Genomic DNA, 23,178 nt, shown 5'->3' on the forward strand with positions numbered 1-23,178 from the left:
CCCCCCCCCCCCCCCCCCCCCCCCCCCCCCCCCCCCCCCCCCCCCCCCCCCCCCCCCCCCCCCCCCCCCCCCCCCTTCCCCCTACACACCCCACCACCTCCGTAGGAGCTGGCTTGCCAGCGATGGGGCCCGAGAGATCAGCGCCAAGCTCAGGGACGCCATCGCCGGCAAGCCGGGCTCCTACAACGGATTGCGCGCAGCCTTCCTACAACTTTTATTGGTGCAGGATCTGAGAAACAGTTTTGTCGTATCTGTTACCAATAAAAGCAAAAAAATGCCCCGATCTCGCGACCGGGGCATTTTTTTGTAACAGCCAGAGCGATTAGTGGTTAACCGCCCCGCTCGCCCCCAAACCAGTCTGCGAACGCACAAACTGCGGGAAGTACAGCGCACGTTCCTTGTCTGCCGCCGCCGACTTGTCGGTGATGGAGAAGAACCAGATGCCGATGAACGCAATGATCATCGAGAACAGTGCCGGGTACTCGTAAGGGAAGATGGCTTTTTCATGGTGCAGGATCGAGACCCAGATGGTTGGGCCCAGGATCATCAGGCCAACCGCACTGATCAGGCCCAACCAGCCGCCGATCATCGCGCCACGGGTGGTGAGGTTCTTCCAGTACATGGAAAGCAGCAACACCGGGAAGTTACAGCTGGCTGCAATGGAGAACGCCAGGCCGACCATGAACGCAATGTTCTGGCTTTCAAACAGGATGCCCAGGCCGATAGCCAGCACGCCCAAGGCGATGGTGGTGATCTTCGAGACGCGAATTTCATCCTTGTCGTTGGCCTTGCCTTTCTTGATCACGCTGGCATACAGGTCATGGGACACCGCCGAAGCACCGGCCAGGGTCAAGCCGGCTACCACCGCCAGAATGGTGGCGAAGGCAACAGCCGAAATGAAGCCCAGGAAAATGCTGCCACCCACCGCGTTGGCCAGGTGCACCGCCGCCATGTTGTTACCGCCCAGCAAGGCGCCTGCCGCGTCCTTGAACGCCGGGTTGGTGCTGACCAACAGGATCGCGCCAAAGCCGATGATAAAGGTCAGGATGTAGAAGTAACCAATGAAGCCAGTGGCATAGAACACGCTCTTGCGGGCTTCTTTCGCGTCGCTGACGGTGAAGAAGCGCATCAGGATGTGCGGCAGGCCAGCGGTACCGAACATCAGCGCAAGCCCGAGGGAGAACGCCGAGATCGGGTCTTTTACCAGGCCGCCAGGGCTCATGATCGCTTCACCTTTAGGGTGAACCTTGATCGCCTCGGAGAACAGGACGTTGAAGTCGAAGTTGACGTGCTTCATCACCATCAACGCCATGAACGACGCGCCGGACAACAGCAGCACCGCCTTGATGATCTGCACCCAGGTGGTTGCCAGCATGCCGCCGAACAACACATAGAGCACCATCAGGATGCCCACCAGGATCACCGCCACGTGGTAGTCCAGGCCGAACAGCAGCTGGATCAGCTTGCCCGCCCCCACCATCTGCGCGATCAGGTAAAACGCCACCACCACCAGCGAACCACAGGCCGACAGGCTGCGGATCTGGGTTTGCCCGAGGCGATAGGATGCCACGTCGGCAAAGGTGTACTTGCCCAGGTTACGCAGGCGCTCGGCGATCAGGAACAGGATGATCGGCCAGCCCACCAGGAAGCCGATCGAGTAGATCAGGCCGTCATAACCGGAGGTATACACCAGCGCGGAAATCCCCAGGAAGGACGCCGCCGACATGTAGTCACCGGCAATCGCCAGGCCGTTCTGGAAACCGGTGATCTTGCCACCGGCCGCGTAGTAGTCGGCCGCCGACTTGTTGCGCTTGGACGCCCAGTAGGTGATGCACAAGGTGGCACCGACAAACGCGATGAACATCACGATGGCGGAGACGTTCAGCGGTTGCTTGTGCACTTCACCGGTCAATGCATCCGCCGCCCAAACGGCCGGAGCGAACAGCGAAGCGCCGAATACAGCCAATAGACGCCGGATCATTGCGCAGCCTCCTTGAGAATCGCATTGTTCAGGTCGTCAAATTCGCCGTTGGCCCGGCGTACGTAGATGCCGGTCAGGATGAAGGCGGACACAATCAGTCCGACGCCCAGGGGAATGCCCCAGGTAATCGAGGAACCGGGGCTGAGCTTGGCCCCCAGTATTTGTGGCCCGTAGGCGATCAACAGGATGAAAGCGGAGTAAAGCCCTAGCATGATTGCCGAGAGAATCCAGGCGAATCGTTCCCTTTTTCTCACCAGCTCCTTGAAACGCGGGCTGTTTTGAATCGAGAGGTAAATGCTGTCGTTCATTGTTTTTATCCTCGCAGCACAGCTTTTTATTATTTTGGAACGTATCCACTGTATGCGGCTGCCGTAGAGGTTCCAGACGACCTTAGTAGTAGATGGAGATCGCCACTTCGCAAGTTTTGCGGCCAACAAATAAACAACAGCCTGAATACAGACAAAAATGTGGGAGCGGGCTTGCCCGCGAATGCGGTGGTTCAGTCGGCTTATGCATCGACTGACACACTGCTTTCGCGGGCAAGCCCGCTCCCACATTAGGTCTGCGGCGTAATTTCTACAGATTAACGGTTACTTACCGGTCCACTCAGCAACACGCTCAGGGTGCTTGGCTACCCAATCCTTGGCTGCGGCATCAGGCTTGGCACCTTCCTGGATCGCCAGCATGACTTCGCCGATTTCGTCCTTGGAGGCCCACTGGAATTTCTTCAGGAAGGCTGCGACTTCCGGCGCTTTCTTCTCCAGGCCCTTGCTGCCGATGCTGTTAACGGTTTCAGCGGCACCGTAAACGCCTTTCGGGTCGTCGAGGAAACGCAGTTTCCACTTGGCGAACATCCAGTGTGGCACCCAACCGGTCACCGCAATGGATTCCTGCTTGTCTTCGGCACGGGTCAGTTCGGCGATCATCGCGGCGCCCGAACTGGCTTGCAGTTTATAGTCGAGGCCGTACTGCTTGATGGCTTCGTCGGTCTTGAGCATCACGCCTGAACCGGCGTCGATGCCGACGATCTTGTTCTTGAAGGTGGTGTCGGTCTTGAGGTCTTCGATGGACTTGGCCTTGACGTACTCCGGCACGATCAGGCCGATTTTCGCATCCTTGAAGTTGGGGCCGTAGTCGACCACCTTGTCCTTGTTCTTGGCCCAGTACTCACCGTGGGTCACGGGCAGCCAGGCGGAGAGCATGGCGTCGAGTTTGCCGGTGGCCACGCCTTGCCACATGATCCCGGTGGCGACCGCCTGCAGTTTCACGTCATAACCGAGCTTTTCCTTGATCACTTCTGCCGCCACGTGGGTGGTGGCCACGCTGTCGGACCAGCCATCCACATAGCCGATGCTCAGGGTTTTGCTGTCGGCGCTGGCCAGTGTGGAGCTCATCGCAACTACCAGAGTGGCAGCTGCGCCCAAGAGTCGTCGCATCTTCATAGTACTTCCCCGAAAGTGCTGCGCCCGACGGATGCCGAGCGACGTCAACCTAGTTGTTATGTGGTGCACCGCGCCCCCTTCACGCGCATCGATCCGGCTGCTGCCACATCAGTGGAGTGCTGACCCTTTGATCATCAACCTGACGGGGCTTGGAACCTGCTCTGCCTGCGACCTCAGGTAAGCAAGAAACGACATCACAACGCCAGCAGGACGTTTTGTAGGATATGGCGTCAAAATCCCGCCCGAACTTTGCATGTCAAAATTATGCGGCCCCACTGGGACCGGGCAAATCCGGGTAAGATGCGCGCCTTTGCTCTTCCAGATAAGCCGACCATGCCCGCGACTGCCCGCTTCCCTGCCCTGCCCTATTTCCTCGCCTTTGTCCTCGGCCTGCTGGCCCTCGTCGGTTACTGGTACGGCCTCGGCCGGCCCGTGGTGTTGCCGGACGTCGCCAGCGCCAGCCACAAGATGCAATGCGCGTCCTACACGCCTTTTGACAAAGACCAATCCCCGTTCGACCAGCCGTTCCAGCTGCGGCCAGAGCGCATGGACGCCGACCTGGCCTTGCTGGCCACCCGCTTCGAATGCATTCGCACCTACTCCATGACCGGCCTGGAAGCCCTGCCCGAAATGGCACGCAAGCATGGATTGAAGCTGATGGCCGGCGCCTGGGTCAGCAGTGACCCGGTAGCCACCGAGAAAGAAATCGACGAACTGATCGCCTCGGCCAACGCCAACCCGGATGTCGTGACCGCCGTAATCGTCGGCAACGAAGCCTTGCTGCGCAAGGAAGTCACCGCCAAGCAGCTGGTGACCCTGATCCACAAAGTCAAAAGCCATATCCAGCAACCGGTGACCTACGCCGACGTGTGGGAGTTCTGGCTACAGCACCCGGAAATCGCTCCGGCCGTGGACTTCCTCACCATCCACCTGCTGCCGTACTGGGAAGATGACCCGTCGGGCATCGACCAGGCGCTCAAGCATGTGGGCGATGTGCGCCAGACCTTCGGCAACAAGTTCGCCCCCAAGGATGTGCTGATCGGCGAAACCGGCTGGCCCAGCGAAGGCCGTCAACGGGAAACCGCCGTGCCGAGCCGGGTCAACGAGGCCAAGTTCATGCGCGGGTTCGTGGCGATGGCCGAAGCCAACGGGTGGCATTACAACCTGATCGAAGCCTTCGACCAGCCGTGGAAACGTGCCAGTGAAGGCGCAGTGGGCGGTTACTGGGGCTTATTCGATGCCGATCGCCAGGACAAAGGCATCCTCGCCGGCCCGGTGAGCAATGTGCCGTACTGGCCGCTGTGGCTCGGGGTGGGCGGGGTGATCCTGCTCGGTACGCTGGCGCTCGGCGGTTGTGTACGCAGCAAGCGCTCGGCAATCCTGCTGCCGCTGCTCGGCGCCGTTGCGGCCTGCTCCATCGGCACCTGGGCCGAACTGACCCGCGTGACCGCACGTTTTAATGACGAATGGGTGTGGGCAGGCTTGCTGGTGGTGTTGAACCTGCTGGTGCTGGCTCACGCCGCACTGGCCTTGAGCGCCCGGGAAGGTTGGCGTGAACGCGCATTCAACTGGCTGGAGCAGCGCGCCGGTTGGCTGGTGGCGATCGCCGGGTTTGCCGGCGCGGTGATGATGCTGGCACTGGTGTTCGACCCGCGCTACCGCAGCTTCCCGAGTGCGGCCTTGGTATTGCCAGCGCTGGTGTACCTGGTGCGTCCGGTGACCGGGCCGCGTCGGGAAATTGCGCTGCTGGCCTTTATCATCGGTGCCGGCATTGCGCCGCAGTTGTACCGTGAAGGCCTGTTGAACCAGCAGGCGTGGGGGTGGGCAGTGGTCAGCGTGTTGATGGTTGCAGCGTTGTGGCGTTGCTTGCGAGTGCGCAAAACCTGAGACCGCTATCGCAGCGATGCGGCGACCCGACAAGCCAGCTCCCACATTTGACCGAGTACATCCTTTGGAATGCGGTCAAGTGTGGGAGCTGGCTTGCCTGCGATAAGGCCCTATCAGGCAACCCGTGGCTTCCTGACCAACCGCAACCCGGCAATCACCACCGCAAACACCGCAAACGTGGTGTTGTACAACGCCAGCGCCGGCAGGCCGAACAGCATCCCCAGCACCGCCAGCCCCCATCCCGCACGGCCCGGCACAAAAAACGCCAGCACCGCCGTGACCAGCGCCGCCCAGCCCATCACCTTGAAGTGGATCATCAGGCCCAGGTTCGAGCGCAGTTGGCATTCCCAGCGGCTGGCCTCATCGGCACAGATGCCGACCCACCGTCCATCCTCCATGAAGCCGTAACGTGCGCCATAACTGGCGGCCAGCCATAACGGCAGGGCAATCAGCAGCAGGATCCAGGGTAAACGACGGGACATTGGGGCACTCCGATAGGCAAAAACGGCGCTCAGCTTAATGCCCCGGTGGCCATTGGCAAGGCGCATACACACAATTAGTGTTCACCAACGCGTGGCAAAGTGTATCGTCTGGCTACTATTACCCGGATTCCCACGCTTTTTCCGACTTTTCGTGCCGAGTGATGGCACTTCGGCGACAGCGCGGTGGTCATAGCCTGCGAACATCTTTCAGCACGTTTCCTCTTAGGGATTAAGTCATGCTCCGTTCCTTGCGCTGTGCTGCCTTATTGGGCAGCCTTTTTCTGAGTGCGTCAGCACTGGCGGTCGACATCGACCAAGCCACCTATGGCTTCCCTCTGACCAACCCGTTCGAAGCGACCATCGCCACCACCCCGCCCGATCTTCGGCCCAAGCTGCCGAGTGACGACGAGATCAACCAGTCCGACTACAGCCTGACGATGCGCCCCGAGCGCGAGTTCAGCCTGCCGGACAACTTCTGGGCGGTGAAGAAACTCACCTACCGCATCGCCAAGCAGGACCACGCCGCGCCGCTGATCTTCCTGATCGCCGGCACGGGTGCGCGCTTTGACAGCAGCATCAACGAGTACCTGAAAAAGCTGTATTACCAGGCTGGCTACCACGTGGTGCAGCTGTCGTCGCCCACCAGCTTTGACTTCATCAGCGCCGCCTCGCGCTTCGCCACCCCGGGTATCACCCAGGAAGACGCGGAAGACATGTACCGCGTGATGCAAGCCGTGCGCGCACAGAACGCCTCGCTGCCGATCACCGACTTCTACCTCACCGGCTACAGCCTGGGTGGCCTGGATGCGGCATTTGTCAGCAAACTGGACGAGACCCGCCGCAGTTTCAACTTCAAGAAAGTGCTGCTGCTCAACCCGCCGGTCAACCTCTACACCTCGATCACCAACCTCGACAAGCTGGTACAGACCGAGGTCAAGGGCATCAACAACACCACCACCTTCTATGAGCTGGTGCTGAACAAACTGACCCGCTACTTCCAGCAAAAGGGCTACATCGACCTTAACGACGCCCTGCTCTACGACTTCCAGCAATCCAAGCAGCACCTGACCAACGAACAGATGGCCATGCTGATCGGCACCTCGTTCCGCTTTTCGGCCGCCGACATCGCCTTCACCTCGGACCTGATCAACCGCCGCGGCCTGATTATCCCGCCCAAATACCCGATCACCGAAAGCACCAGCCTCACGCCGTTCCTCAAGCGTGCGCTGCAATGCGACTTCGACTGCTACCTCACCGAGCAAGTGATCCCGATGTGGCGCGCCCGCTCCGATGGCGGCAGCCTGTTGCAACTGGTCGATCAGGTCAGCCTGTACGCCCTCAAGGACTACCTGCACAACAGCCCGAAAATCGCCGTCATGCACAACGCCGACGACGTGATCCTGGGCCCTGGCGACCTCGGCTTCCTGCGTAAAACCTTCGGCGATCGCTTGACCGTCTACCCGCTGGGCGGCCACTGCGGCAACCTCAATTACCGCGTCAACGCCGACGCCATGCTGGAGTTCTTCCGTGGCTAAATATCTTCTGCTGCTCGCCGCCCTGATGTGCGCAGGCGTGGCCAATGCCGACAACAGCAAGGCCCATGAACCGGTCAAGGTCGACGCCGATGGTTTCAAGGAACCGCTGTCCAAGCTCAAGTTCAACCCCGGCCTGGACCAGCGTGAATTCGAGCGTTCCTCGCTGACTGCGCTTAACGTCTACGACCCGCTGGAGTCGTGGAACCGCCGCGTGTACCACTTCAACTACCGCTTCGACCAATGGGTGTTCCTCCCGGTGGTGGACGGTTACCGCTACGTCACGCCAAGCTTCCTGCGCACCGGCGTGAGCAACTTCTTCAACAACCTGGGCGACGTGCCCAACCTGTTGAACAGCCTGCTGCAACTCAAGGGCCACCGCTCCCTGGAAACCACCGGGCGCCTGCTGCTCAACACCACCATCGGCATCGCCGGCCTGTGGGACCCGGCCACCGCCATGGGCCTGCCGCGCCAGAGCGAAGACTTCGGCCAGACCCTGGGCTTCTACGGCGTCCCCGGCGGCGCCTACCTGGTGCTGCCGATCTTCGGCCCATCGAACCTGCGCGACACCACCGGCCTGGTCGTCGACTACGGCGCAGAAACCGAGATCAACTTCCTCAACGTGTCCAAGGTCAGCGAAAACCACCCGGAAATCTGGGCCCTGCGCGCCGTGGACAAGCGCTACCAGACCAGCTTCCGTTATGGGCAAATGAACTCGCCGTTTGAGTACGAGAAGGTGCGGTACATCTATACCGAGTCGCGCAAGTTGCAGATTGCCGAGTAAACAGCGCCCACAAAAAAAGGCCATTCGATTGAATGGCCTTTTTTATTTAAAAAATCTTTACTTTCTTACTCGGCTAACTTCTTTAAAAACTGTCTTTCAAGAGGCTACCGGGGGTACGCCGTAATCATTCTCTTCCTTATCGCCTTGAGTCAGTAACTGGATAGACACCATTATAAAACCTACTACCGGTATCAAAAACCAAAGTATATAGGCCCCTGTAATGTTTACGTCATGCAGCCGTCGAAATGTCACTGACAACAGTGGAGGCAACATGAAAAACACATAAAAACCAAAGGGTACATAGAACCATGGACTCGAAAATACATCTGCCCATTGCGCAATAAAATAAGAAACCCAAACTACCATCGTGTCCATCAACGCAAACGACCAGTACTCCTTTCTAGACGCTCGACCACTGAACTTGACATAGTTTTTTATCGCTTGAAAACACACCTTCATCCTTAACCCCTACTCGATCCATTTTTATCACGCCCCTTCACATGAAGAGGCGCGACGCATCCTATAAATGCCTGGAAAATCGAACTGTAGGATTAAGCTTAAACAGCGTTTCAAACTGTACTCATTGTGAACTAATCAGCCCTTCGCCGCTCGCCATACCTTGCCCAGTACTTGAACAACGACCAATACCGCCGCCCCGGCAATCACTCCTGCAACGCCGTTGAGCAGCGTCGGCACCAACCAGGCCACCCCACCCGCGCCTTGGCTGACCGTCTCGATCCAGTGATGCACCACCGGCACGCCATGGGTGAGGATGCCACCGCCCACCAGGAACATCGCCGCCGTACCAATCACCGACAGGCTCTTCATCATGTACGGGGCCGCACGCAGAATCCCGCCGCCGATACCGCGCGCCATCTGGCCAGGCTTCTGCGTAAGCCACAGGCCCAGGTCGTCCAGCTTGACGATGCCGGCCACCAGCCCATAGACGCCGATGGTCATGACAATGGCGATACCCGACAGCACAACCACCTGCTGCATCAAAGGCGCGTCCGCCACCGTGCCCAGGGTGATGGCAATGATTTCGGCAGAGAGAATGAAGTCCGTGCGAATCGCGCCCTTGATCTTGTCCTTTTCAAAAGCCACCAGGTCGGTCGCCGGGTCCGCAACCGCTTCAACCAACTGCGCATGCTCAGCCTTGTCGTCGCTCTGACTGTGCAGAAATTTATGCGCGAGCTTCTCAAAGCCTTCAAAACACAGGTACGCCCCGCCCAGCATCAACAACGGCGTGACCGCCCAGGGTGCAAACGCACTGATCAACAAGGCGGCCGGCACCAGGATCAGCTTGTTGACGAACGAGCCCTTGGCCACCGCCCACACCACGGGAATCTCCCGCTCGGCGCGTACGCCCGAGACCTGCTGAGCATTAAGCGCCAAGTCATCGCCCAACACCCCGGCGGTTTTCTTGGCCGCCATTTTGGTCATCAACGCCACATCGTCGAGCACGGCGGCGATGTCATCGATCAATACCAACAAGCTGCTTCCTGCCATGATTCGGGCTTCCTGCGTTTAAAGTGCCGCGAATATACCGCGAGCGTTACGAAGGAATATAGACACCCGCACAAACAACGGTTGCTCTGCTTTTGATCTGGCTTGTGATCTCAGACGCCCCGTCAACCACGCTGGCCGAACGCAGGCTTGAATCCGTGGGTAACCCGGCAGGACGCCGGGTTAGCCGCCCCGCGCCATGGATGGCGCGTGGCGGCGGCCCACGGATTCAAGCCGGAGTGAGGGCACACCGAGCCTAAGCGAGGTGCCGAGTGGTGGGGCGAAGCGTTTTTGGTTACTTTTGGCGCTCTTCCAAAAGTGACCCGCTGTAAGAGCGGAACCATAAGGCGCCGTTACCGCAGCAATGGATATGTACTCCGACCAAAAATCCCCGGCGACCACCACATAGCCTTCGCGAGCAAGCCCGCTCCCACAGTTGGATCGAGTGACATCAGTAAGTCAGTGAACAATCAATAGACCGCTATCGCAGGCAAGCCAGCTCCCACATTTTGACCGTGGGCCATCAGCAAAATAGTGTTCGCCTTTGAGGCCATCAGGACTGCCAGCCACCTCCCAAGCTCTGGATCAACGCCACACTGCCCTCCCACAGTTGGATCGAGTGGCATCAGTAAGACAGTGGACAATCAATAGGCCGCTATCGCAGGCAAGCCAGCTCCCACAATTTGACTGTGGTCCATCAGCAAAATAGCGGGCCATCAGGGCTGCCAACCGCCCCCCAAACTCTGGATCAACGCCACACTCCCCTGACTCAACTGCCCCTGCGTATCCCGCAAATTCTGCTCGGCCTGCAGCAACACCAACTGCTGGGTCAACACCGCCTCACGACTCACAGTGCCCGCACGCAATTGCGCCTCCTGGCTGCCAAACAATTGCTGATTACGCGCAAACACCTGCTGGAACGCATCCGCCTGCGTCTGCAGATGATTGATCGCCGACAGGTTGTCCTCGACGTTCTGCAACGCACTGAGCACCGTGCCACGGTAGTTGGCCGCAATCTGGTCATAACTCGCCTCAGTCTGCTTGACCGCCGCTTCTCGGGCGCCGCCATCAAAGATTGTCTCCGCCAACGCCGGCCCCAAGGTCCAGATACGGTTAGGCAGCGAGAACAAACCGCCCAGCGCACTGCCGCGATAGCCCAATGACGCGGTGAGGTCCAGGGTCGGGAAAAACGCCGCTTCGGCCACGCCGATCTTGGCATTCGCCGCCGCCGCCGAACGCTCGGCCGCCACCACATCGGGCCGGCGTTGCAGCAAGGTCGACGGCAAGGTCAACGGCGGCCGGGGCACCACGAAGCTGAAGTCAGTGCGCGGCGCCACGCTGAACTCACTGGGCGCCATGCCCACCAGCACCGCCAGGGCATGCTCATATTGTTCACGGTCGCGCAGCGAGGTTTGCAGGTCGGCAATCGAGGTGGTCAGTTGGTCCTGGGCCACCAGCAACTGGTCGTTGGTCGCCACGCCCTGGGTGAACTGGGCCTGGATCATGTCCAGCAATTGCTGATTGATGGCTTGTTGCTGTTGCAGCAGGCGCACATCGATGTCCATCTGTCGCAACGCCAGGTAGTTGCTCGCCACGCTGGAACTGATGGACAACCGCACCCCGGCCAGCAACGCGTCGGATTGCTGCGCCGTGGCCTGGCTCGACTCAATGCCTCGGCGCACCTGGCCCCACAGGTCCGGCTCCCAACTGGCGGTGAGGGTGGCACTCACGCTGTTTTTCACCCCGGTGGACGTCGCGGCGCTGGAGGTGGTGCCGTCACCGCCCTCCCCCCGCGATCCCGACAGCCCCACGCCCACTGTCGGCCACAACCCGGCACGGCTCGACGCCACCTGCGCCTGGGCCAACCGGTACGCCGCCTCCGCCGCGATGATCGACTGGTTAGCCTTGGCCGAGCGTGCCACCAGGTCGTTCAGCACCGGGTCCTGATAGGCCAGCCACCACTGGCTGTCCAAAGCGCCCTGGGGGTTGGACACCGCACGCTGCCACTGCGCGCCTTCCTTGAACGTCTGCGGCAATGGCATCGCGGGTTTCCGGTAGTCGGGCCCGACCATGCAACCGCCAAGCACCAGGCTGAGGAACAGCACGCTGTATCGAAGTTTCATGACCTTGCTTCCTTGTGCCGCCCCAGGCGTTGCGACGCCCGGTCGAGCCAGAGGTAAATCACCGGGGTGGTGTAGAGCGTCAGCACCTGGCTGAGCAAAAGGCCACCAATAATCGAAATCCCCAAGGGCCGGCGCAGCTCGGAGCCGTAGCCATGCCCCAGCACCAGCGGCAACGCCCCGAGGATGGCCGCCAGGGTGGTCATCATGATCGGCCGAAAGCGGATCAGGCACGCGCGGCGAATCGCTTCCTTGGCCGTGAGCCCGAACTCGCGCCGCTCGGTGATTGCGAAATCGATCATCATGATCGCGTTCTTCTTCACGATACCAATCAACAGAATCACCCCCACCAGCGCAATGATCGACAGCTCGGTGCCGGTCAGCAGCAACGCAATCAACGCACCGACACCCGCCGACGGCAACGTGGACAGGATGGTCAGTGGGTGCATCAGGTTTTCGTACAGAATGCCCAGCACGATGTACACCGACAGCAGCGCCGCGACGATCAGCAGCGGCTCGCTGGCCACCGACGACTGGAACACCTGGGCCGTGCCGGCAAACTGGCCGGTGACGCTGGCCGGCATGCGCAGTTGCTTCACCGCGTCATCCACCAGTGCCGTGGCCTGGCCGATCGACGTGCCCGGGGCGAGGTTGAACGAGACCGTCACCGCCGGGAACGTGCCCTGGTGGCTGATGGAAATGGCCGTGCGCGAAACCGTGTTATCCGCCAGGGCCGACAGCGGCACCAACGTTGCCGGGCTGGCCAGGTTCGGCGTGGCCGTGGTGCCCTTGGCCGCCACCGCCGCGCTGCCGGTGGGCACATAAATGCCTTTGAGCGCCGTCGGGTCGCTCCAGTACTCAGGGGCAATTTCCATCACCACATGGTACTGGTTGGCGGCGCGGTAAAGGGTCGAGACCTGGCGCTGGCCAAACGCGTCGTACAGCGTCTGGTCCACCGCCGACATGCCCACCCCAAGCCGCGCCGCCGTGTCGCGGTTGATCTGCACATTGGCCAGCAGGCTGTTGTCCTGCTGGTCGGTATTCAGGTCGGTCAGTTGCGGCAGCGTGTGCAGCACCGCCACCACCTTGGGCACCCATTCATCCAGGGATTGCTGGTCATCGGCGGTCAGGGTGTATTGATACTGCGCGCCACTTTGCCGACCGCCCACGGTGATGTCCTGGGCGGCCTGCAAGAACAGCTTGGTGCCCGGCATATCGCCCAGGGTGTGGCGGATCTGGCCAATCACATCGGTGGCGCTGTCCTTGCGCTGATCGATGGGCTTGAGCAGCACAAACAACTGCGCGCTGTTGACCGCTCCCCCGCCCCCGCCACCGCCGCCCACAAACCCGGCGGCGGTTTCCACATTGGGGTTCTGCATGACCTTGTGGTTGATCGCGGTGAAGTCCTTTTGCATCGCCCCGTAGGAAATGCTCTGCGCCGCAATGATGCTGCCCTGCAGGCGCCCGGTGTCTTCCTGGGGGAAAAAGCCCTTGGGCACCAGCACGTACAACACTCCCGCGAGTACGATCACCAGCACCGTCACCAGGCCCATCAGGATCGAATGGTCGATCACCCAACCGAGGGTGCGGTCATAGAAGCGATGGAAGCGTGAGTCCGGGTGCTCGTTGCCCTCATGCACCGCTTTAGGCGCGCGCAGCAACACGCTGGCGAGCATCGGCGTGACCGTCAGCGAGATCAGCATCGAGATCACGATGGCCACCGACAACGACACCGAGAACTCGCGAAACAGCCGCCCGACAATCCCGCCCATCAACAGCAGCGGTATAAACACCGCCACCAGCGACACGCTGATGGTCAGCACCGTGAACCCCACTTCCCGCGCCCCGGCCAGGGCCGCTTCCACCCGGGTCTTGCCGCGCTCCAGGTGGCGCATGATGTTTTCCACCACCACGATGGCGTCATCCACCACGAAACCGGTGGAAATGGTCAGCGCCATCAGCGACAGGTTGTTCAGGCTGTAGCCCAGAAAGTACATGGCGCCAAACGTGCCGAGCAACGACAGCGGCACCACCACGGCCGGCACCAAAGTACTGCGCCAGTCGCGGAAGAAACCAAAGGTCACCAGCGTCACCAGCAGGATAGACGCCAGCAAGGTCACTTCCACGTCATGCAGCGACGCCCGAATGGTGGTGGTGCGGTCCATCAGCAGGTTGAGTTTGATCGAGGCCGGGATCGAGCTTTGCAAAAACGGCAGCGACGCCTTCACCGCGTCCACGGTATCGATCACGTTCGCGCCCGGCTGCTTGAACACCACCAGCAGCACGGCCGGCTTGCCGTTGGACAGACCGAAGTTGCGCAGGTCCTGCACGTCTTGACGCACATAGCCCAGGTCCGAGATATGGATCAGCTCGCCGTTATGGGTCTTGACCACCAGCGGCCCGTAATCGTTGGGGTCAAGCAACTGGTCATTGGCGCCGATGCCATAGGAGCGGTCGCCCACCGCCACATTGCCCTTGGGCAGGTTGGCGTTGGACGCGCCAATCACCTGGCGCACTTGCTCAAGGCTCACCCCGTACCTATTGAGCCGGTCCGGATTCAGCTCAATGCGCACCGCCGGCAGCGCACCGCCGCCCACCGTCACATCGCCCACGCCCGTGGTCTGCAACAGGCGCTGTTCCAGCACCGTCGAAGCGGCGTCGTACATCTGCCCCGGCGTGGCGCTGTCGGAGGTCAGGCTGATAATCAGGATCGGCGAGTCAGCCGGGTTGACCTTGCGGTAGGTCGGGTTGCCCGACAGGTCGCTGGGCAGGTTGCTGCGTGCGGCGTTGATGGCCGCCTGCACGTCCCGCGCCGCACCGTCGATATCGCGGTTCAAGTCAAACTGCATGGTGATGCGCGTGGAACCCAGGCTGCTGGCGGAGGTCATTTGCGTGACCCCGGCGATCTGGCCGAACTGACGCTCCAGCGGCGTGGCCACGGAGCTGGCGACGGTGGTCGGGTCGGCGCCGGGCAACGAGGCGCTGACGCTGATGGTCGGGAAGTCGACTTCCGGCAGCGGCGCCACCGGCAACAGGTTGAACGCCAGCACGCCAAACAGCGCGAGTCCGGCCGCCAGCAAGGTGGTGGCTATGGGGCGATGGATAAACGGCGCGCTGAGGTTCATCGCATCATGGCTCGACCGCCGCACGCCGGCTGAAACGCTCGCCCAGGCCGTGCATGGCGAGGAAGATCACCGGGGTGGAAAACAGCGTGAGCAACTGGCTCAGCAGCAGGCCGCCGATGATTGCGATGCCCAGCGGGTGACGCAGTTCCGAACCAATCCCCGTGCCCAGCGCCAACGGCACCGCACCGAACAGCGAGGCCATGCTGGTCATCAGGATCGGCCGGAACCGCAGCTCCGCCGCCTGGCGAATCGCAGCCACCGGGCTCAAACCGCCTTCACGCAACAGCTCCAGGGCGAAGTCGACCATCATGATGCCGTTCTTCATCACAATGCCGATCAGCAACACGATGCCGATCAAACCGATGATGTCGAACTGCGTGCCGGTCAGCAGCAGCGCCAGCAACGCACCGAGGGCCGCCGAGAGCAAGGTCGAGAGGATGGTCACCGGGTGCACGAAGCTCTCGTACAGAATGCCGAGCATCAGGTACACCACCACAATCGCCGCCAACACCAGGAACACCTGGTTCGACAATGACGCCTGGAACGTCGCCGCCGCGCCCTCCAGGTTGGCCTGCACCGACAGCGGCAGGCCGACCTGGGCTTCGATGTCCTGCAAACGCGTGACCGCCGCGCCCAACGTTTGGCCGGGCGCAAGGTTGAAAGACACGTCTGCATAGGGAAACTGCCCCAGGCGGTTGATGGTCACCGGCGTGCGCACCACTTCCAGGGTCGCCATGCTCGACAGCGGCGCCACGCCGCCCGAGGGAATGTCCACGTACAAGCCGGTGAGCAAGTCCGGCAGGTTGCGCGGCGGATGGTCGGTGGCGATCACCACGTGGTACTGGTTGAGCTGGGTGTAGATAGTCGACACCTGGCGCTGGCCAAAGGCGTCGTACAGCACATCGTCGATGGCTTGCGGGGTGATGCCCAGGCGCGAGGCGGTGGCGCGGTCGAAGGTCAGCTTGATCTGGTTGCCGAACTGCATGGCCTGGCTTTGCACATCGGTGAACATCGGGTCTTTCTTGATCGCGGTGAGCAGTTTGGTGGTCCACTGCTCCAGCTCATCCGGGTCGGTGGCTTGCAGGCCCAGGCGATAGCTGGTGGTGGACACCGTGGCATCCAGGGTCAGGTCCTGCACCGAGTGCAGGTACAGGCGGATGCCGGCGTCATCGGCATTGGCGTCCGCGAGGCGGCGGATCACGGCGGTGCTGCTGTCACGCTCGCCACGGGGCTTGAGGTTGATCAGCAGGTTGCCTTGGTTGATGGTCGGGTTGGTCTGGTCGATACCCACGAACGAGGACAGGCTCTGCACGGCCGGATCCTTGAGAATGCGCGCGGCCAAACGTTGCTGCTCAACCTGCATCTGCTGGAACGAAACGGTCGGCGACGCCTGGGAAATACCTTGGATCAGGCCGGTGTCCTGGTCCGGGAAAAACCCCTTGGGCATGATCACCAACGTGAACAAGGTGAGTGCCGCCGTGAGCACCACCGAGATCAGCGTGAGGGTGCGGTGTGCCAGTACCCAGTCCAGGCCGCGTACGTAATGACGGTTGATCCGGTCGAAGAAATCCGGCCGGCGCTCCTCGTGCTCGGACTTGAGCATGCGTGCGCACATCATCGGTGTGAGCGTCAGGGAGATCACCGCCGAAATCACGATGGTCACCGCCACGGTCATGGCGAATTCGCGGAACAACCGTCCCACCACATCGCCCATGAACAGCAGCGGGATCATCACCGCAATCAGCGCGATGGACAGCGAAATGATGGTGAAGCCGATCTGCTCGGCGCCCTTGAGTGCGGCCTGCAAGGGCGTGTCGCCCGCCTCCAGGTAACGGGTGATGTTTTCGATCATGACGATGGCGTCATCCACCACAAACCCGATGGCGATGGTCAGCGCCATCAGCGTCAGGTTGTTCAGCGAAAACCCCAGGGCGTAGGCCACTGCCAGGGTGCCGATCAGCGTCAGCGGGATGGTGACCGCAGGGATGATCGTCGCCGGGATATTGCGCAGGAACAGGAAGATCACGATCACCACCAGCAATATCGCCAGCCCCAGCTCGTATTGCACATCGGTGACCGAGGCGCGGATGGTCTGGGTGCGGTCGGTCAGCACCGCCACCTTCAAGGTGCCCGGCAGGCTGGCGCGCAACTTGGGCAGCAGTTGCTGCACGCGGTCGACCACCTCGATCACGTTGGCCCCCGGCTGGCGCTGGATATTCAGCACGATGGACGGCGTGTCATTGGTCCAGGCCGCCTGGCGCGGGTTCTCCGGCCCCTGGGTGGAACTGGCGATCTGCGACAGGCGGATCGGCGCGCCATTCTTGTAGGCGATCACCAGGTCGCGGTATTCCTCGGCCGATTGCAGTTGGTCGTTGGCCCCGATGGAATACGCCTGGAACTTGCCATCGATATTACCCTTCGCCTGGTTGACGTTGGCCGTGCCCAGTGAGGTGCGCAGGTCATCCAGAGACAGCCCGAGGCTGTTCAGCGCCGAGGTGTTGGCCTCCACCCGCACGGCCGGGCGCTGGCCGCCGCTGATAGTGACCAGGCCGACACCGGTGATCTGCGAGATCTTCTGCGCCAGGCGCGTGTCGGCCAGGTCTTCGACCTTGGTCAGCGGAAGCACGTCGGAGGTCAGTGACAGGGTCAGTACCGGCGCATCAGCCGGGTTGACCTTGCTGTACACCGGTGGGTACGGCAGGTTCGCCGGCAGGAAGGTGCCCGCCGCGTTGATCGCCGCCTGCACTTCTTGTTCGGCCACGTCCAGGGACAGCGACAGGTCGAACTGCAGGGTCACCACCGAGGCGCCGTCCGAGCTGGTGGAGTTCATCGACTTGAGCCCCGGCATTTCACCGAGCTGGCGCTCCAGCGGCGCGGTGATCGAGGAACTGACCACATCCGGGCTGGCGCCGGGGTATTGGGTGAAGACCTGGATGGTCGGGTAATCCACCTCGGGCAGCGCCGACACCGACAGCAAGTGATACCCCAACAGGCCGAGCAGCAGCACCGCCACCATCATCAGGGTGGTGGCGACTGGGCGTTCGATAAAGGGCCGCGAAATGTTCATGCTCGGCAGCTCCTCACTGGGCGACGACCTTCACCACAGAGCCATCGTCCAGTTTGTCGGCGCCCTCGGTGACCACCTGCTCGCCGGCCTTGACGCCGTTGTCGAGCACCGCCGACACGTCGCCGGTGGAGGGGCCGGTCTGAATCGTGCGCAGGCTGGCCTTGTTGCCATTCACCACAAACACAAAGTCGCCTTTGCTGCCGTGCTGGATCGCACGGGTGGGCACCACGGCGATCTGGCTCAAGGTGTCGGCTTTGAGCCGTGCGTTGACGAACTGATTGGGGAACAGCGCATTGCCCGAATCGTCGAACTGCGCCTTGACCTTGATCGTGCCGGTGCTGGTGTCCACCTGGTTATCCAGGGCCAACAGGCTGCCGGTGGCCAGCAAGGACTTCTTGTTGCGGTCGTAGGCCAGCACGGGCACGGCGCCACGGGCCAGGGCCTGGTCGATTGCTCCCAAGTCATCCTCGGGCACGGCAAACACCACGGTGGCTGGGCTCATCTGGGTGATCACCACAATGCCGGTGGTGCTGGCGGTGGTGACATAGTTGCCGGGGTCGACCAGCCGCAAACCGACCACGCCATCCACCGGTGAGGTGATGGTGCAGTAGCTCAGTTGCACTTCGAGGTTTTGCACATTGCCTTGGTCGGCGGCCACGGTGCCTTGTTGCTGCTGGACCAGGGAGGCTTGAGTGTCGAGGGTTTGCTGGCTGGTGGAACCGGCCTTGACCAGGTCGCGGTAACGGGCGAGGTCACGCTGGGCATTGCTCAACACCGCCTGGTCATGGGCCAGGGTGCCCTTGGCCACGGCCAGTTGCGCCTTGAGCGCGCGGTCGTCAATGCGGGCGATGACCTGGCCCTTGCTCACGTGCTGGCCTTCCTTGAACTCCACGCTGCTAAGAATCCCGTCGACCTGGCTGACCACGGTGACGCTGCGCGTCGGTGTCACGGTGCCCAGCGCGTCGATGTACACCGGCACATCCTGCAACACCACCGGCACCACCGCGACGGGCTCGCCGGGAGACGGTGGCTTGCCTTTATGGGCGCCTCCCATCAGGTGCATGCCCAGGCCGACCACCAGCGCGATGACCAACAACGCGCCAACACCCCAGGCGAACGTACGTCGTCTGCTTTTCTCCACGGTTTCTCACTCGAACGCCGAATACAGGACAGAACGGCAACCGGCAAAGGTCGCGTCGTTGCCCTGAACTCTAGCAGCCCGCCCTTCGCCTGCCTGTACTACCTTGAATGCGTTCAGCCTCAAGACAGACAATGTCAGTGTAACGCCCGTGATACGTGGGCTGCGGCGGGATTCTTGAGCGCTGCGCAAAGCCGGTGCTACCATGCGCAACCGCCAGTCTTGGCAAGGAAACTCCAGGTTTATGAGCAGCATTCGCGAGCGCAACAAAGAAAAAATCCTGCGGGCGGCCAGCGAGGAGTTTGCCGACAAAGGCTTCGCCGCGACCAAAACCAGCGACATCGCCGCCAAGGCCGGGCTGCCCAAGCCCAACGTCTATTACTACTTCAAGTCCAAGGACAACCTCTACCGCGAGGTGCTCGAAAGCATCATCGAGCCGATCCTGGCCGCGTCCACGCCCTTCAACCCCGAGGGCGAACCATCGGTCGTGCTGAGCAACTACATCCGCTCGAAGATCCGCATCTCCCGCGACCTGCCGTTTGCCTCCAAGGTCTTCGCCAGCGAAATCATGCACGGCGCACCGCACTTGAGCGCCGATCAGGTCGAGCAACTCAACGCCCAGGCCAAGCACAACATCGACTGCATCCAGAACTGGGTCGACCGCGGCCTGATCGCCGCCATCGACCCCAACCACCTGATGTTCAGCATCTGGGCGGCGACGCAGACGTACGCGGATTTCGACTGGCAGATTTCGGCGGTGACCGGGAAGGCCAAGCTGGATGAGGCGGATTATGAAGCGGCGGCGTTGACGATCATTCGGTTGGTGTTGAAGGGGTGTGAGCCGGACTGATAGATCGGGGTATGGCTATCGCAGGCAAGCCAGCTCCCACACTTGATCCGCGCCAGACACACATTGTATGAACACTGCGAGCCCCCTGTGGGAGCGGGCTTGCCCGCGATAGCGCCAGTTCAGACACATCCTGCCAAAAGCCCGCCAACCAGCACCACACACCGCGACCTAGCCTCTCAGAACCCCCATTGAAGAGAGGCCAAGGAATGCCTGATCTCCCCGCTTCAAAGCGCCTGCGCATCGGCCGCTATGACGAACCCAACCGCATCTATTTATTGACGACCAACACCCTGGATCGCGAACCCATTTTCCAGGACTTCAAACTCGGTCGCCTGGTGGTTCAACAATTCAGGATTGCCCAGTACCAGGGCCTGGCGACCTCCTTGGCGTGGGTCGTCATGCCTGATCATTTCCACTGGCTCATCTCGCTGGAGAAAGGCTCACTTGCTGATTTGATGCGTCAAGTGAAGTCCAAAAGTACTCGCGTGGTGAATGCAGTCGCCGGGCGCCAAGGTCGACTCTGGCAACCCGGCTTTCACGACCATGCGGTGCGCCGTGAAGAAAGCCTTGAAGGCATCGCTCGATACATTGTGGCCAATCCATTGAGAGCCGGGCTGGTAAAGAAATTTGGCGACTACCCGCTGTGGGATGCCATTTGGCTTTGACTTGAGAGCGCGTCGTCTGCATCGCGGGCAAGCCCGCACCCACATTGGCCGGTGTGAACACCATCAAACCCTGTGGGAGCGGGCTTGCCCGCGATGAGGCCCTTCCAGTCACCTTACAATCAAGCCGACACCCCCGCATCCGCCAACAACCCTACCCCCTCAATCGCCGTAATCGCGCACTGCTCATCAATGTCCGACGTATCCCCGCTGATCCCGATCGCCCCCAACACCACCCCTTCCCCATTGCGAATCAACACACCACCCGGGGCCGGCACGACGCTGCCCTGCCCCAGGCTGTTCAGCGCAGCGATAAACGCCGGCCGCTGTTGGGCGTCCAGCGCCAGCAGGCGTGAGCCTTTGCCCAGGGCGATCGCGCCCCAGGCCTTGCCGATGGCGATCTGTGGGCGCAGCAGGCTGGCGCCGTCTTCGCGTTGCAGGGTGATCAGGTGGCCGCCGCTGTCGAGCACCGCAATGGTCAGCGGCGCCGCGGAAATGGTGCGGCCGGCGTTCAAGGCCTGGCTGGCCAGTTGAGTGGCAATTTTCAAGGTTAAAGCGCTCATGGTGCCGTCCTTCTTTTGTTATTGGGAAAGCGGTGGAGGTCTGTTTGATCAGATGCTCGATCAAACAAATAGAACACAATGACATTTGTTTTTGTATACAATATTTTCGCACAAAGCTTCCATACGTCGAAAAAATGCCTTCCGACGAACGCAAAGGCCACCGAATAAAATGGATTGACCTGCGCCGCTCGCCGTGAATACACTTTGAACAGACACCACTTGTATACAATTACAAAACGCAAGAGGCACCAAAACCATGAGCAAAATGAGAGCAATCGAAGCCGCCGTTCTGGTGATGCGCCGTGAAGGTGTGGACACTGCCTTCGGTATCCCAGGCGCCGCAATCAACCCGCTGTACTCGGCTTTGCAGAAAGTGGGTGGCATCGATCACGTCCTTGCTCGCCACGTTGAAGGCGCCTCCCACATGGCCGAGGGCTACACCCGCACCAAGGCTGGCAATATCGGCGTGTGCATCGGCACCTCGGGTCCGGCGGGCACCGACATGGTCACTGGCTTGTACAGCGCCTCGGCCGACTCGATCCCTATTCTGTGCATCACCGGCCAAGCGCCACGTGCCCGCATGCACAAGGAAGACTTCCAGGCCGTGGACATCACCAGCATCGTCAAGCCGGTGACCAAGTGGGCCACCACTGTGCTGGAACCGGGCCAAGTGCCTTACGCGTTCCAGAAAGCCTTCTATGAAATGCGCTCCGGCCGCCCAGGCCCGGTGCTGATCGACCTGCCGTTCGACGTGCAGATGGCCGAGATCGAGTTTGATATCGACGCCTACCAGCCGCTGCCCCTGGCCAAACCACTGGCGACCCGCGTGCAGGTGGAGAAAGCCCTGGCGCTGCTGGACCAGGCTGAACGCCCACTGCTGGTCAGCGGTGGCGGCGTGATCAACGCCGACGCCAGCGAACTGCTGGTGGAATTTGCTGAACTCACCGGCATCCCGGTCATCCCGACCCTGATGGGCTGGGGCACCATCCCGGACGATCACCCGCAAATGGTGGGTATGGTCGGCCTGCAAACTTCCCACCGTTACGGCAACGCGACGATGCTCAAGTCGGACGTGGTGCTCGGCATCGGCAACCGCTGGGCCAACCGCCACACCGGTTCGGTCGAGGTGTACACCGAAGGCCGCAAGTTCATTCACGTCGACATCGAGCCGACGCAGATTGGCCGCGTCTTCACCCCGGACCTGGGCATCGTCTCCGACGCCGGTTCCGCCCTGACGATGTTCATTGAAGTGGCCCGCGAGTGGAAAGCCGCCGGCAAGCTCAAGGACCGCAGCGCCTGGTTGAACGACTGCCAGCAGCGCAAAGCCACGCTGCACCGCAAGACCCACTTCGACAACGTGCCGGTCAAGCCGCAGCGCGTATACGAAGAGATGAACCAGGTGTTCGGCAAAGACACCTGCTACGTCAGCACCATCGGCCTGTCGCAGATTGCCGGCGCGCAATTCCTGCACGTGTACAAGCCACGTCACTGGATCAACTGCGGCCAGGCGGGCCCATTGGGCTGGACCATTCCGGCTGCTCTGGGCGTGGTCAAGGCGGATCCAACCCGTAAAGTCGTGGCGTTGTCGGGCGACTACGACTTCCAGTTCATGATCGAAGAGCTGGCCGTGGGCGCGCAGTTCAAGCTGCCGTACATCCACGTGGTGGTGAACAACTCCTACCTGGGCTTGATCCGCCAGGCGCAACGCGGTTTCGAGATGGACTACTGCGTGCAGCTGTCCTTCGACAACCTCAACGCGCCGGAACTCAATGGCTATGGCGTGGACCACGTGGCCGTCGCCGAAGGCCTGGGTTGCAAGGCCCTGCGCGTGTTCGAGCCTGGGCAGATTGCACCTGCGTTGCGCAAGGCTGAGGAAATGATCGAAGAATTCAAGGTTCCGGTGATCGTTGAGATTATTCTGGAACGCGTGACCAACATTTCCATGGGCACCGAGATCAACGCCGTCAACGAATTCGAAGATCTGGCACTGGTCGGCAACGATGCGCCGACTGCCATTTCCCTGCTCGATTAAGGAGAAC

Annotated in this window: 17 protein-coding genes; 6 read left to right on the forward strand and 11 right to left on the reverse strand. The window is 61.3% G+C overall.

Annotated features, from left to right (window positions below; all coding sequences use genetic code 11):
* Positions 1-322 precede the first annotated feature (322 nt).
* From AC07SU_RS23690 to AC07SU_RS23700, 3 genes are all read right to left on the reverse strand, one after another.
* Entirely contained in the window at positions 323-1,981 is a 1,659-nt protein-coding gene (locus tag AC07SU_RS23690; RefSeq protein ID WP_176996498.1) for a cation acetate symporter, read from the reverse strand.
* Positions 1,978-2,289 (reverse strand): DUF485 domain-containing protein, encoded by a 312-nt coding sequence (locus AC07SU_RS23695; RefSeq protein WP_176996499.1) that lies wholly within the window; start codon positions 2,287-2,289, stop codon positions 1,978-1,980. Before AC07SU_RS23695 ends, AC07SU_RS23690 begins: the two co-directional genes overlap by 4 nt.
* Before the next feature lie 282 nt (positions 2,290-2,571).
* Positions 2,572-3,423 carry a glycine betaine ABC transporter substrate-binding protein gene (locus AC07SU_RS23700; RefSeq protein ID WP_016972152.1) on the reverse strand — a complete coding sequence of 284 codons (852 nt, stop codon included), beginning with the start codon at positions 3,421-3,423 and terminating at the stop codon, positions 2,572-2,574.
* Positions 3,424-3,756: 333 nt separating this feature from the next.
* Here AC07SU_RS23700 and AC07SU_RS23705 point away from each other — a divergent pair, with 333 nt between their 5' ends.
* Positions 3,757-5,310, forward strand: a complete 1,554-nt coding sequence (locus AC07SU_RS23705) for a glycoside hydrolase family 17 protein (RefSeq protein WP_494998389.1) — start codon at positions 3,757-3,759, stop codon at positions 5,308-5,310.
* 113 nt (positions 5,311-5,423) lie between these two features.
* Here AC07SU_RS23705 and AC07SU_RS23710 read toward each other — a convergent pair whose 3' ends face one another.
* A complete protein-coding gene (locus tag AC07SU_RS23710; RefSeq protein WP_494998390.1) occupies positions 5,424-5,792 on the reverse strand; it encodes a hypothetical protein in 369 nt (122 codons plus the stop codon).
* A gap of 236 nt (positions 5,793-6,028) precedes the next feature.
* On the opposite strand from AC07SU_RS23710, the gene AC07SU_RS23715 reads away from it, so the two are divergent.
* Positions 6,029-7,327, forward strand: coding sequence for a serine/threonine protein kinase (locus AC07SU_RS23715; RefSeq protein WP_494998391.1), 1,299 nt, complete (start codon positions 6,029-6,031; stop codon positions 7,325-7,327).
* Positions 7,320-8,108: an MlaA family lipoprotein gene (locus AC07SU_RS23720; protein ID WP_178921972.1), complete on the forward strand. Its 789-nt coding sequence runs from the start codon at positions 7,320-7,322 to the stop codon at positions 8,106-8,108. Before AC07SU_RS23715 ends, AC07SU_RS23720 begins: the two co-directional genes overlap by 8 nt.
* Positions 8,109-8,204: 96 nt before the next feature.
* On the opposite strand, the gene AC07SU_RS23725 is transcribed toward AC07SU_RS23720, so the two are convergent.
* From AC07SU_RS23725 to AC07SU_RS23750, 6 genes are all read right to left on the reverse strand, one after another.
* On the reverse strand, positions 8,205-8,567 hold the full coding sequence (locus AC07SU_RS23725; protein WP_494998392.1) for a DUF805 domain-containing protein: 363 nt from the start codon (positions 8,565-8,567) through the stop codon (positions 8,205-8,207).
* A 135-nt stretch (positions 8,568-8,702) separates the two neighbouring features.
* A complete protein-coding gene (locus tag AC07SU_RS23730) occupies positions 8,703-9,617 on the reverse strand; it encodes a DUF808 domain-containing protein (RefSeq protein WP_494998393.1) in 915 nt (304 codons plus the stop codon).
* A 713-nt stretch (positions 9,618-10,330) separates the two neighbouring features.
* Positions 10,331-11,737, reverse strand: a complete 1,407-nt coding sequence (locus tag AC07SU_RS23735) for an efflux transporter outer membrane subunit (RefSeq protein ID WP_494998394.1) — start codon at positions 11,735-11,737, stop codon at positions 10,331-10,333.
* Positions 11,734-14,859, reverse strand: coding sequence for an efflux RND transporter permease subunit (locus tag AC07SU_RS23740; RefSeq protein ID WP_494998395.1), 3,126 nt, complete (start codon positions 14,857-14,859; stop codon positions 11,734-11,736). Before AC07SU_RS23740 ends, AC07SU_RS23735 begins: the two co-directional genes overlap by 4 nt.
* A 4-nt stretch (positions 14,860-14,863) precedes the next feature.
* The gene (locus AC07SU_RS23745; RefSeq protein ID WP_494998396.1) at positions 14,864-17,926 is read right to left on the reverse strand and encodes an efflux RND transporter permease subunit; all 3,063 of its coding nucleotides are present in this window, start codon (positions 17,924-17,926) and stop codon (positions 14,864-14,866) included.
* A 13-nt stretch (positions 17,927-17,939) separates the two neighbouring features.
* Positions 17,940-19,067, reverse strand: a complete 1,128-nt coding sequence (locus AC07SU_RS23750) for an efflux RND transporter periplasmic adaptor subunit (RefSeq protein WP_494998397.1) — start codon at positions 19,065-19,067, stop codon at positions 17,940-17,942.
* Between the two features lie 241 nt (positions 19,068-19,308).
* Here AC07SU_RS23750 and AC07SU_RS23755 point away from each other — a divergent pair, with 241 nt between their 5' ends.
* Complete coding sequence (locus tag AC07SU_RS23755; RefSeq protein WP_176998184.1) at positions 19,309-19,914, forward strand: TetR/AcrR family transcriptional regulator; 606 nt, start codon at positions 19,309-19,311, stop codon at positions 19,912-19,914.
* Between the two features lie 206 nt (positions 19,915-20,120).
* The gene (locus AC07SU_RS23760; protein WP_494998398.1) at positions 20,121-20,579 is read left to right on the forward strand and encodes an REP-associated tyrosine transposase; all 459 of its coding nucleotides are present in this window, start codon (positions 20,121-20,123) and stop codon (positions 20,577-20,579) included.
* A gap of 119 nt (positions 20,580-20,698) precedes the next feature.
* On the opposite strand, the gene AC07SU_RS23765 is transcribed toward AC07SU_RS23760, so the two are convergent.
* Complete coding sequence (locus tag AC07SU_RS23765; protein ID WP_178925533.1) at positions 20,699-21,139, reverse strand: GlcG/HbpS family heme-binding protein; 441 nt, start codon at positions 21,137-21,139, stop codon at positions 20,699-20,701.
* A gap of 256 nt (positions 21,140-21,395) precedes the next feature.
* Here AC07SU_RS23765 and gcl point away from each other — a divergent pair, with 256 nt between their 5' ends.
* On the forward strand, positions 21,396-23,171 hold the full coding sequence (gcl, locus tag AC07SU_RS23770; protein ID WP_176998187.1) for a glyoxylate carboligase: 1,776 nt from the start codon (positions 21,396-21,398) through the stop codon (positions 23,169-23,171).
* Positions 23,172-23,178: the final 7 nt, after the last annotated feature.

The organism is Pseudomonas sp. GW821-FHT05H12 (assembly GCF_059419385.1).